Source organism: Mucilaginibacter sp. PAMC 26640, from assembly GCA_001596135.1.
Lineage (GTDB): Bacteria > Bacteroidota > Bacteroidia > Sphingobacteriales > Sphingobacteriaceae > Mucilaginibacter.
In genome coordinates this window covers 3,105,113-3,117,941 of record CP014773.1, presented here as the reverse complement: position 1 = coordinate 3,117,941, position 12,829 = coordinate 3,105,113, and the positions used below count along the sequence as shown (strand labels likewise).

The window sequence follows — 12,829 nt, the reverse complement described above, 5'->3', positions numbered from 1 at the left end:
TATCTCCGTTTTCGAATAGGACATATACCGGCCATTTTTACACAACTTCCGCTCAATCGTATCATAGGAATATTTGCAGATCAATTGGCTTTTAACTTTGGTCAATCAATTGTCTACTTATGAAATCAAGTTTTGTTAGGGTAGCTACCTTCGCTATGTTTTTAGTTGCAATACTACTATTACAAAACTGTAAAAAAGAAACGAAGTTATACAAAGTGGCTACACATGATAATATCGGTTTAGCTAATTCGGGCATTATCGAAACATCACCCTATACAGTAAGTACTGTTGCTGGTAACAATCCTAATAGTCAATTTCCAACACCACTTCCATATCCATCTAATATATGCAGTGCGGCAGACGGAACGATCTATGTAACTTCAGGGAGCGGTTCATATGACATCCTTAAACTTACTCCTCAGGGAAGTTACACAAGTTTTCTGAATTATGGGCCTCCCGGACCTATTAGAGCAGGAGCCAACGGAAGCCTTTACTTTATTAGTAATTATAGAAGTTTAGATGGCACCATTGATACCACTGCGCTGGTGAAAGTTGAAAGAAATAAAAAGGTCACTGTTTTAAATCTAAAAGAAAAGCTTTCCGAGGCATTGGATTTAGCAATAGGACCGGATAGCAGTATCTATATTCCTGAATACAACAATAGCCGGATTGTTAAAATAACAAAACAGGGGTCAATGAGTACCTTCGCTGGTAAAAAAGGTATTCGCGGCTTTGCAGATGGGCCAGCTGACAAAGCACATCTTACTTTTCCAAGCTCGGTGAAGTTTGGAGAAGATGGTAATTTATGGGTATTGGATGGTGCACTATACTATAATGGACAAAGTATCAGAAAAGTGGATATGAGTGGAACGGTAACCACGCTTTTCAAACTAAAGTACGATTACAATAATTACAATTATATCTCAGCCTTTGCTGTAACTAAAAGAGATAAAAACTTCAAATTAACTCCATATGAAAATGTAATTTTCTTTGTAAGAACTTATACAAACGGTAACAGGATTAGATCAAATCAACTGTTTCATCTATCGCACGACAAGGTGTTAACGCCACTTACAGGAAATTTTCCAGAGAGTGATAATTATTCATACAAAGATGGACCGGCATTACAAGCAACATTTAACGGTCCTGTTGGCATAACAATTAATCCAAGAGGTATTTTTGTTGCAGATCAAACAGGTGGTGTGATTAGGCGAATAGCACTAAAGTAATAGTAACGAAGCTGTGCCGTTTACGGAATTAAAAAACAAATAATTAAATTCACTGTGTGGAAAGAAAACCTTTCTTCAGAAATACAAATAGAGCCAAAGTGCTTTATTTAAGGCTGAGTCAGGTTACATTTGAAGTTCATTAACCTTATAAACTTTGCATTCATAACGCTCCAAGTAATAATCCGAAGTCCATAGGTCAGAAAGACCTCGATACAACAGAAATGACCGATTATGTAATTGATAGCTTAGCTAGACTCAATCGTATTAACCGATGACACGATTGAAGAATTTTGTATTGTAATTAGCGGAAGTTTAATTAATGCCGAATAGCGCTCTACTAACAAATACAGATACTCCAGTGAATATTTTACTGCAAAAATTTTGAAGCAAAGGATTTTGAATTTTTAGACTGGCTATAATGAGTTTTGGCAGTAGAATTTATTAAAAGTCAAGGATTTTAGTTGCCCGAATAAAAGAATGATTATTCTTCGACTCAATTAGGCGTGGAAGAATATTTTTTTAAAAAATTATTTAAGCAAAAAGGCCGACTATTTTACCGCCGGCCGCTCTTGCTAAACGATAGGCTTTTTTAGAGTACATTTGTAGATGGATTGGAAAGATGAGGGCAACGGATTTGATAATTTAGTGTCGGACATAGCTAACATGCAAGCTGACTTCATACTCGAAAAGAACGCAAAATATAATCTGGTAAAGGTCAATGAATATCTGACTGCAATTAAAGAACGAGTGCATTTGGAAGAAGAAACTGGTAGCGATGAGATCACCAAGTGTCTCAAGGCTCTAGGATTCAGTTTTTATGAGTTAAAAGAAGCTTTCGAGTTAATGTTAATTGAGCGCAATTAATCACTCGACATTCTATCGTGGCGCCCGGCGCGTTTCATTCATTAAAATAAATTATTGGATTAGCTTAGAGAGGTTAAAAAAGTAGCTCAGAGGGTTGCCAAACAATTTTTTTAACAATGAAGTAAAATGGCCATCCAGAATGATCTCCTCTGAGCTATATTAAATATAAGGTGACTAATTCCATTTAACATCACGTTTTTCCACAATTCTATGGAAGCGGTTTTTTAGTCGTCGCAATCGGTGTTGATAGTATCTTCAGGAGTAGGCCGGTGGTTAGGATCTATTACAGCTCTACTAATGTGACCCTTCAGGCGTTTAAAGTACAACTTCATATCTAAAATACCGTTGATACCTGGCTGTAAATAACCTTCCTGATCAATAATAAACTGCACAGTTTCGATTTCGCTTTGTACTTTTTCAAGATGTGAAATCAGATTTTTACCAAGATATAGGTCTGCGAGGATGTTCAAATGCGGAGTCCGCTGGAAAGCATTATTTATTTTTTGTTCATCCATGCTATTTTATAATTCGCAATTTACCAATTTTTTACAAACCCAGCTTACTACCTCAATCAGACAAAACTAAGGAATGGTTAAGTAGAAAGCCCCTCACACTCGCTGCTTGGGGCTGTTACCTAAACATTATAACAATGATAACTATTGCTATCAAATATAAAGTCGCATACTACACAAATAATTTTGCTTTTCAGAATAAATCGGTTTACGATCAATCCCCGACCAATATTTCGTTTACAAACTTCATTATTCTTATGTCCGCAGGAGCAGTGTAAAAATTTCAGTTGTAGCCCTTGAGAAACCGTTGTGGTTGACCTTGAATGTTGGATTGTCTGATGCCGCCGTCAATTTCAACCTGCCCGGCAATGTTGCCAACATATTAGGATTAGTTTACCTACTTGATAAAGAACATATATTAAGAGAAGACAACATGGAAATATTATTGCTGCTATCAACTGCAATCAAAGATTTAGACGCTGAGATTCAAATGATAAACCAAATAACATTAGATTGACAAACCGTTGCATCTCTCAACTTTAAATTTCGCTTACCTTGCATTGTGCGGTCTGCCTTGTAAGAATTACACAAGAATTTAAATTCGTCCTTATCAAACATCCCAAATTCATAATCTAGACGATTTAGTTAACACTATTTTTTGAATTTCCTGAATTGAACGAGAAAGAATTATTTTTTATGTAACTTTTCATACAGGCCAATAATCTTTCGTTGCAGTTCCAGTATTAAAAGATCTCGTTCTTCAAGCTGATTTTCAGCAATAGCTAAACTATCCTGTAAACCACTCATTGGGACATTGCCCTTAAAACTTAAAAGATAACTTAAGCTTACCTCTAGGGCTGCTGCTATTTTGACTAAAATGGCAGATTTCGTACCTATTTTACCTCTCTCCATACTGGACATCGCAGAGACGGAAACACCGATAATTTTTGCGAGCGTTGCCTGGTTCATATTACGTTCAATGCGTAATACAGCAATTCGCTCACCCACGGCAGTGTTGACTATTTTTTTGACCATACTAACTGGAATCACTTTACTGTGATTATTACAAAAATATAAACTTTCCATACATGCCTAGCTAATGTCAGGTCTGTTGGGTGCGAAGTTTGAACTTATTTAATCAATCTTAATAAGTAGCTATACTTCAAATTCAGGGCAGAAGGATGTTCTAATCAATAGCTGCTCTCTAGCTGCATTTTAAATATGCTTTAGTTAATTTAAGAAATAACTAAAGTCAATTAAAGTCTGCCAATTGGACTTGGTTGTGTTTATTCAAAATCCGCAATCTTAAAGCTTTATTATAATCTTCGAGTAATTGAATATACTTATCCTTCCACTGCTCAGCATTAGCATTCATCTTGTCGATAGTTATAATACTTTGGGTTTGCCGGTTTCTGATGTCAAACTGTTCACTATTGAATAATTCAGGAAATTCCTTACCAAAATCATGTCTAAGGAGCAGCCCAATTTTATAGATAACGTCATACTTAAGATTTCGGTTTTGAAAGTAATTATAGATTGATCTTCTGTCGACATTGAGTTCGGTAGCTAGATCGGTTATGCTGTAACCATTTCTCCGAACTACATATTCTACTATTTGACCGTTGTGATTTTCCATTGTTACTTATTGAACTCTGGAATAGTCAATATCATTGCCAAAACGTTGTTCTAACAACCAATTGAAGTACACAATGCATTTTACTGTTAATATACTTTATAAATAATAACATAGACTACTTTTTAAGATAGTTTTGGATAGGCTTTCTGTAAGGTAAATGCCCCAATTAGTAGTCTATAAGAGTATTTTGGATCATACTTCTAAACTTTTGTTCCGGGTGAAATTGCTGCCAAGCATCTGTTGCCGAATCAGTTCGGGAATTAGATTAACATACAGGCACAAACGGGCAGTCCATCAACCTATTAGAAAATTTGTGAATGCACGTGTCAATAAAACAAATGTTTCGATTCGGCTTGATCAAACAGTTTTCTATAAAATGCTATATTACCTGACAAGTAAACTTGGCTACCGCTACCATTACTATCTAATGCATCTGGTGTGCTTTCCGTGTTGTTTAATAAAATGACCAGATCAGCCCTTGCGTCACATTAGTCGAGACTTGCCTTGAGTGGGTAAAAAAAATAAGCCTTCTCCCCGCCTTGCTTCTTAGAACTTCGTTAATCATTGATTATAATTATAGAACTAGACCTTTGAACACACGAATTAAAAAAGGGCAGCTGTTTCGAAATGACTACAAAATACATCACCGCTAAGGGAAAATAAAATATAGCTAATTGCTATACAGCAATCGATGATAGTTTTCAATGCAAATTAATTACCAGATGTCGTAAATTGTGGTTTCAATGGTTAATTTTTCCTGACCAAACACAAACAACTATTTTATAATGAGCCTAAACAAATTACTTTTTCCATTTTTAGACGTAGTTATTACTGAATAAAGGCCGGGGTGTAGTTTGTTAAACATTATATGATAACTATAATATTGTGGGGTAACTGCTATCTCTCCTTTATTCACCAACAGGGCTTTTCCACCAAAGTTGATGATATGCGCCTGTACCACCCCACTATAATCCGGGGGAAACATAATGGTAAAATTATCAAAGGCGGGGTTGGGGTACAAATACGGTTTTTGAACACTACCAGCAGGTTTAATTTCATTTATAACGGTTTTGCTGGTATCCTTAGTTATTATATGTATCTCAAACATTGATGATGTGGCCGAAATGTTTGCTAGTTCAATGGGGTTGTCATTAACTTCGACATTATGAACACGTTTAGCCATTAAAACGTATTGGCTCAGCGCCCCAATCGCCGGCGATGCCAGGTTACCCCCAATTGTGACTTTGCCAGGATTAAACCTTTTACTGTAAAGATTAAGTGAAGTTATTTTCGGATCGTCAACGCTTAGTTTGTCCTGAAGTTTTTGCCACCCTTTTAACCAAGGGGGCAGTATTGTTCCCCTTGGGTCGTAACCCACAAAAACTGTTGCCGTATCTAAAAGGTTGAAAGATAACAGAGACGCGGTATTGTTGATTTTATCGTCATTGGCAGTACGAATTAGAGTGGCCCCCTCCAGCACAGCAGGCACATCCCCAATTTTATAAGTACGGTCTAAATAGTAAACTATTCCGGGATGCATCTCGGCTAAAGGATAGTTAATGCCGCTTGTAACCACAACATTTGTTATTAAAGCCATATTCCCTGAGGATTGTTCAAAAAATGCCCTTAACATCTTATCCGTATCCATTTTTAAGGTGAGTGGATTAGAGGAGGAAACGGTATCGCCTTCCCAGCCTTTGAAGGCCCAGCCGTTTAATGGTGTCGCCTTTAAAACAACTGTTTGATCATCATTATAATTTTCAATTTTAGGGCTTTGCGTAACTAATCCGCCTTCACTTGCTATGACCTTTAACGTATGCCCGATTGCCCGGCCTTCAATTGTTAAATTGACACAAAACGACGACTTTGAACCCGTTAACACTGAGGTTGCTGTAACATTGCCCTTGTAGATGCCGGTTAACATCCCGCTGGAATGCACGCTAACCTCTATATCTTCCCCGTTTAAACCGGTAATTCCAACGTTGTCTCTGGTTATTTTAAGCCACTGAACATCAGACGAGAGGTTATAAACGGCTTCATCTTCAATACAATACAGTAAATTTTTGAGTTTGAGTGTAGTGTCTGCTCTAAGTGTAACAGATAAACAGGCTGCGCTAAAGCCCAATGTGCGATTTTTACTCCGCACCACTTTTGCTACATAAGTCTCTTTCCGTTCGTCACTGTAAACGTTTAACGCACCGTTTGCTATTATAAATGAATTACCTGCTAATCTTGCAGATAAGCCCAAAAAGCTGCCCGGCAATTTATAAGCGGTAATATTTGTCCAGCTGCCTACTCCGTTATTGGCTTTGGGATCAAACTGGTAGGTCGTGTTTTGTGTGATGTTGTTTTTCCCCTGCCCTGCTACCAAATTAATCTTACCGTCCAGAGCAAAAGTTGCTGCCTCGGCATGCGATCGGGGAACAGGTAGGTCCTTAAGCCTGGTCCATGTATTGGTAACCTGATCGTAAACGTGACAGTACACCTGGTCAATGGCCCCGCAGTCGTGTTTGAACTGTCCGCCCAGAGCATATATTTTGCCACCCAATGCCACATAACTTAAATGATTGCGCGGTATCGGCATAGGGGCCAGTTTATTTTCCCAGGTAACTGATGTTTTGTCGGCAAGGTATTTATCTACATCGATTGTTAGATGGAGGGTAGATTGATCTTCGCAAATGGTCGGTCCATACCCCCCAAAAACGTGGATTGTACGGCCGAGCAGGGCATACCCTCCACCCCCAATAGGGAATGGAGCACCTGTAGCCGGGTTAATAAGGCCAGGCCCATCCGTCCATGTATCAGTAGTAATATTATATATAATGACCTGGCTGCTCACCGGGCCATAAGCATCAGCAGCCCGCCCTCCTATCAGCCATACGTTATCATCAATCAATATGATTCCCTGGTGAGTGATTTCTTTACCGGCAGGGAAAGATGCGATCTTGCTCCATTTGTTAGCAGCGATATCGTACACTTCATTTGTTTTTTCGATAGTAGGGTTATTACCAAAACCGCCAAACATATAAATTTTACCCTTATATATCACATTATTGCATTCGGCACGTTTACTGATTTCATCTGCCTTTCTGGTCCATTGCCCCTGAGCTATGCTGACAAAACAAAAAAATGATGTCATCAGGCAAAAAATAAGCTTTTGAACTGGATACAATATGTACCGGCGGTTGGCTAGAATTTTTTGATTTCTCATACAGGTGATAAAGCGAATGCTTAAGCTATCGGACTAATGATCAACAAGATAAGTAATATATTTAACAGCAGCCACCAGTCGGGATGCATTGCCCCTCATTTGGTGAATTGCACACTTACGACGCTTTATTTTGAGCGTTGAAGGCGGAAAAATTGAACAATAACTAATAAATTAAGGCTTGATTAGCTATTCTGTCAGCCTGTGGTTAAGTCTAATCTTCGGCTATTGGCGCAGCAGTTTAATAGGCTTATGAATGAAAGAGCTAAGTTATTAGCTTGAGATACAAAGAAGGGCATCATCTATTTGCAAAGCGATTTTGAAAGGTGTATCCTAAGTCGGGCAAACCGCAGCTACGGTGGAGGCTCTCCCACCAAAGTTCTTGCCGGACTTATTGCCTCCCAGCCGTCATGTCACCGAGGTTGATCAGGAATTGAACGAGGTATAATCACTTTTTCAAGAGCACACATTAATCAATACCGTACTTCTAGACTAGGTTAAGTTATTGACTGTAAGAAATAATATGCATAGTTGAAAACCTAGATCGGTGTGCTGAATCCTAGGGAATCGCATGATAAGCATTTCCTAATTACGATTCGTCAGCGGGCTAATTTTAACTAGGTGCTGGCGGGGTGTATCGTACCCATTTAGAAAAAATTTAAACCTTCTAAAGTAAGTATCTGTGGATTATTAATATATAGGTTATTAAATTACTTATAAGAAACTTTTTTAAATCGCCCCTGTTACAAAAAAAATCTTCTTATGAAAAACTTCAGTCAACACTTTAAGATAATATTAACTTCAATCTTAGTTTTAATCGTCTACAGCGGTTATGCGCAACCAAAATTAGAACAGGTATACAGCGACAATACCTATCAGTTTACTGGTGTGGCTGTATCAGCAAAAGGGAGGGTATTTGTGACTTACCCAAGGTGGGAAGGGCCGTATAAATATGCAGTGGTAGAGGTTATGAAGGACGGGACTTCGAAACCATTCCCTGATGCAGCAACAAATGAATGGGCAAACGGACAGAACGGGCAAAATAAGTGGGTATGTGTACAAACAGCTTATGTGGATGATGATGATTTCTTGTACGTCGTCGACCCCGCTGCTCCTAGGCTGGAAAAGGTAGTAGATCACGCAGCCAAAGTGGTGAAGTTTAATTTAAACACCAACAGGATCGAGAAAGTGTATCGCTTTCCTTTGACAATCGATAACCATAGTTACCTGAATGATATCCGGGTAGATACTAAAAAGCAGGTTGCCTATATTACCAATTCAGGTACTGGTGGTATTGTGATCCTTGATTTGGTTAGCGGTAGATCACGCCAGGTATTGCAAGCCCACAGATCAGTACACCCCGACCCAAATGTTAAATTTATTATTGATGGTAAGGAACTGAAAAAACAAGGCCAGCCGGTTGCCTTCCAGTCAGACGGCGTTGCCCTGACCAGGGATGGCAGCTATTTGTATTATAAAACTATTACGGACAAAAAGCTAAACAGAATCAAGACTTCGGCACTGTTAGATTCCACTTTATCGGGTCAGCAATTGGCAGGGGCAGTAGAAGATCTGGGCGAGATCGCGCATACGGACGGAATGGAATTCGACTTTAAGGGCAACTTGTATTTGGGTGATCCCACTACGTATGAGCTGATTCAGGTAACACCTGACAACAAATTGCATTCCTGGATTAAAAGCGCCGACCTTATATGGCCGGATACTTACTCAGTGAGTAAAGACGGTTATATCTATGTTACCACCTCGCAGATCAATAAGCAACCCGCCTACAATGAAGGCGTGAACAAACGGACGCAGCCTTACAAGGTTTACAAAATTAAATTACCCTGAACGATCTGAATGTTTATAAGGCTTATACCGAAGTCGCCAAGAGCGCAAGGTATTTACGAACAGATGCGGTTCAGCCTATGCTGCCTCAATCTTTCACCTGCAGTTATCGATTGACAATGGCTATTTAACAAATATTATGATTGATAGATATGGCAACGAAATACGGAATAATGATCGATATGGATGGCGTGATATAGGCAGGAAACAAACTGATTGAGGGTGCAGACAGGTTTGTGAGAACGTTGGTTGATCGAAAGATCCCCTTCACCTTCTTATCCAACAATAGTTCAAAGAGCTGCTCAGATGCGGTATACAAATTAGGAAATATGGGCATTGAGGTTACGGAAGACCATGTATACAGCAGTGCAATGGCAACCGCCACGTTTTTGACAGATCATTTTCCTGGCTGCCGTATTCATGTGCTAGGTGAAGGAGGTTTATTAAAAAGTCTACAAAATGCGGGGATCAAAATCGTAGATCAAAAGCCTGATCTCGTGCTTTTGGGTGAAGGCCATGAATTTAGCTTGGAAAGGGTTAATAAAGCGGTAGAAATGATCCTTGATGGTGCGCGTTTCATGGCAACAAACAGGGACCCTTCTCCGCGCCGTTCCGGATGGGACAATCTTGGTATTGCTGCTATAGCGGCTATGATAGAAGAAGCAAGCGGGCGGGAACCTTTTGTAATTGGAAAACCCAGCCCGGTGATGATGCGTTCGTCCGCCGGCTATATGAATTTAAAACCGGAAAATATCACGATGATCGGCGACACCATGGAAACGGATATTATCGATGGAATTTACATGGGATTCAATACCATCCTGGTCTTATCCGGTATAGCTGATGAAGATCAATTTATCAAATATGGGTACCGTCCAATTTGGTAGTGAGATCTGTCAATGAAATTAGTTTCCCGTTGACGTGGTGGAAATAGTTTATTCTAATTCTATCGTCATATTGAACCGAAATGCTCATGCAGGCATTTAATTTCGGGTTTTTTTGAAAACCAAACTTTGAAGAAGTGCAGCCCCATGCCCGGCTTCAGACCTTTTTTACTATGATCTCTTTTCTGTTCCAAATATATAGTTTTAACCGTGGCCTAGGAGCCAAGGCTTGATGCGAGCAATCTGTAAAAAATAGCAGAGTTTATTAAGCGTAAATAAATTGGTAGAGGGTAAATTTGCTTTAATAGTATAGCTGTTTTTAACTTGCTACAAAAAATGCCGGGCCTTCTGACCCGGCACTAGAGAAAATATCAGCAGTTAATTTGAGCCTTTGGGATAATGTAAAACTAGAGAAGTGCCAATCGCCACGTTTATGTTTCCTTCGTCTGATTTAACGCCATTATCATCAATCTGATAATGGTAAACACTATTTCCACCATCCGGGGAAATGGTAACTAACAAATGGTCACCGGTAGTAAATGATGTATGGTAAGTGTAGTTTGTTCCGGTGTTAGTTACACTGGTTAATACTTTCGCCTCTTCTTCCGATGTACCCTTTGCTTGAAGGCTAATTACAGTTTTGTAACCAGCCGAATTTGTGCTGAATATAACGTCATGGTTTGTTACCGGCGTAACCTTCTCTTTCTTACTACAACCTGTTGCGAAAATCAACAACATTAAAAATAATGGCGAAATGTTTCTTATCATTTTTTATCAAATAGATGATCACGGTGGAATAAATCATCCCCGTAAATTACCGCAAAACTATCATTTATTTTTCGAATCGATAACTATTCTACTTTAACGATTTAAAATAGAGCTTTCAGTTAATCGGATTATTCTCAATAATATTTTACCCGATAGCCACCCGCCGCCTAGAAATTTGCAGGAATCGAATTCACGGAGATAACTTTCAAAAAATAAAAACTAAAATAACACAAGAGACTCTTTCAATTTACAATACGAACCAATTGTCAATTGCGTAATATTCTCCTAGCCAATCGTTGAAGACAGCCCTAAATGATTCTTGAATACTGATGATTAGAGATGGAAAATCAGCTGAATTAAAGAATTAGATCCAGTTTATTTTGACCTGATGAGAAGTCAATGAACTTTTTATATAAGCTTACAAGTTGTGTCTTTTTTATTAATGACCATTTTTCGAACTATAGCTGCAGGGGGGTGTTTTCATAAATCTCTAATTAGGGGTACAAGATCTGGTCATACACATTTAATGTTTTTTGAACAGTTTGTTCCCAGGTAAACTGCTTGACCCGATCGAAACCGATATCGACCAGTTGCGATCTGAATTGGCTGTTGTTAAGGAACAAAAGGATTTTTTTGGCAATGTCGCTCACATTTAAAGGATCTAAATGAGGCAACGACGAACCTGTTACTTCGGGTAGGGCTCCCCGGTTTGAACAGAGCACTGGCGTGCCACAAGCCATAGCTTCCAAAACTGGTAACCCAAAACCTTCATATAACGATGGAAAAATAAAAAGGTCGGCTAGTGAATAGATTGAGGGAATGTCGCATTGATCTACGTAACCAGTGAAAATTACTTCATTTGCAAGCTCATGTTTTAGAACTTTCGCATATAGATCATCGTTTTTCCAACCATTTGCTCCTGCTATTACCAGCTTTTGTTTAACACGGCTGTGGATTTTGAGTTCGATGTAGGCATCTATCAAATTGACCAAATTTTTCCTGGGTTCCAGATTACCGATAAACAAAAGGAATTTAGGCGGAAGCTTGTATTTTTCAACACACCGTTGTAGTTTTTCCAGCGATACTATTCTTTTAAATTCTTTACCTACACCATGATGGATGACTTCTATTTTTGCTGGATCAATGATAAACCTTTGCAGAATGTCCTCCTTTATCTTATTCGAAACAGCTACTATTTTAGTTGCGTTTTTTATAGAATTTGGTAAGAGTGCCCTATAAAAGGCGACTGTTTCCTTTTTACAATATTCCGGATGATCCAGTGCAACCAAATCATGAACAGTCAGTAACGTTCTGGTTTTGGAAAAATAAGGTATTATACAGTTTGTGGTGTGATACAGGTCAAATTTGTGCTGTTCCAAATGTTTGTTAATTTCAATTTGTTCATAATAGATCCTACGCAATCTTTTAGTTGAGTCAATTTGAATTTGCCTGTATTTGATGCGTTCGTTTTGCGGGAATATGCCTGAGTAATCTTTAGCATAAAGCGTTTCAATGTTGTAGTGCTTCAGCTGAGATTCAGCCATTACACTTACGAGATTTTTTGTGAAATGACCGATCCCTGAAAATTGGTCATTCAGTAAAAGTGCATTGATTAAAACTTTCATGGTTTATTTAATATTCGGGGTTGAGTCATAGGTACGCCCTAAATCAGAAACGAGAATCATCATGATAGCAAATATCCGGCATATTGATTAATCAATGCGTTTTTTATCCGTATTAAACATCATAATTTTGCAGTCGTTAAGTCATCCGTAAGGAAACCTAATCCGAGTTATCGTCAGATTCTTTCTTCAACACAGTTTTCATCTAAAGATGACTCTACCGCAAGCCACACAGACTAAAACTATCCGTACTTATCT

The 12,829-nt window shown here is 38.6% G+C and carries 10 protein-coding genes and 1 pseudogene; 5 read left to right on the top strand and 6 right to left on the bottom strand.

Annotation, left to right across the window (positions count from 1 at the left end; translation table 11 throughout):
• The first annotated feature begins 119 nt into the window (after window positions 1–119).
• A complete protein-coding gene (locus A0256_13460; GenBank protein AMR32356.1) occupies window positions 120–1,229 on the top strand; it encodes a hypothetical protein in 1,110 nt (369 codons plus the stop codon).
• 606 nt (window positions 1,230–1,835) lie between these two features.
• Window positions 1,836–2,093 (top strand): hypothetical protein, encoded by a 258-nt coding sequence (locus tag A0256_13455; GenBank protein AMR32355.1) that lies wholly within the window; start codon window positions 1,836–1,838, stop codon window positions 2,091–2,093.
• A 224-nt stretch (window positions 2,094–2,317) separates the two neighbouring features.
• Here A0256_13455 and A0256_13450 read toward each other — a convergent pair whose 3' ends face one another.
• Window positions 2,318–2,608: a hypothetical protein gene (locus A0256_13450; GenBank protein ID AMR32354.1), complete on the bottom strand. Its 291-nt coding sequence runs from the start codon at window positions 2,606–2,608 to the stop codon at window positions 2,318–2,320.
• Window positions 2,609–2,924: 316 nt separating this feature from the next.
• On the opposite strand from A0256_13450, the gene A0256_13445 reads away from it, so the two are divergent.
• Complete coding sequence (locus A0256_13445) at window positions 2,925–3,122, top strand: hypothetical protein (GenBank protein ID AMR32353.1); 198 nt, start codon at window positions 2,925–2,927, stop codon at window positions 3,120–3,122.
• 170 nt (window positions 3,123–3,292) lie between these two features.
• Here A0256_13445 and A0256_13440 read toward each other — a convergent pair whose 3' ends face one another.
• From A0256_13440 to A0256_13430, 3 genes are all read right to left on the bottom strand, one after another.
• A complete protein-coding gene (locus A0256_13440; protein ID AMR32352.1) occupies window positions 3,293–3,640 on the bottom strand; it encodes a hypothetical protein in 348 nt (115 codons plus the stop codon).
• Between the two features lie 217 nt (window positions 3,641–3,857).
• The gene (locus A0256_13435; protein ID AMR32351.1) at window positions 3,858–4,241 is read right to left on the bottom strand and encodes a hypothetical protein; all 384 of its coding nucleotides are present in this window, start codon (window positions 4,239–4,241) and stop codon (window positions 3,858–3,860) included.
• Between the two features lie 775 nt (window positions 4,242–5,016).
• Window positions 5,017–7,380: a hypothetical protein gene (locus A0256_13430; GenBank protein AMR32350.1), complete on the bottom strand. Its 2,364-nt coding sequence runs from the start codon at window positions 7,378–7,380 to the stop codon at window positions 5,017–5,019.
• A gap of 885 nt (window positions 7,381–8,265) precedes the next feature.
• Between A0256_13430 and A0256_13425 the strand changes: the two genes are divergently transcribed.
• Both A0256_13425 and A0256_13420 read left to right on the top strand, forming a co-directional pair.
• Entirely contained in the window at window positions 8,266–9,300 is a 1,035-nt protein-coding gene (locus tag A0256_13425; GenBank protein ID AMR34547.1) for a hypothetical protein, read from the top strand.
• 149 nt (window positions 9,301–9,449) lie between these two features.
• A pseudogene (locus tag A0256_13420) lies at window positions 9,450–10,184 on the top strand (HAD family hydrolase).
• A 375-nt stretch (window positions 10,185–10,559) separates the two neighbouring features.
• Here A0256_13420 and A0256_13415 read toward each other — a convergent pair.
• Window positions 10,560–10,949, bottom strand: a complete 390-nt coding sequence (locus tag A0256_13415) for a hypothetical protein (protein ID AMR32349.1) — start codon at window positions 10,947–10,949, stop codon at window positions 10,560–10,562.
• Window positions 10,950–11,443: 494 nt separating this feature from the next.
• Window positions 11,444–12,574: a hypothetical protein gene (locus A0256_13410; protein AMR32348.1), complete on the bottom strand. Its 1,131-nt coding sequence runs from the start codon at window positions 12,572–12,574 to the stop codon at window positions 11,444–11,446.
• Between the last annotated feature and the right edge of the window lie 255 nt (window positions 12,575–12,829).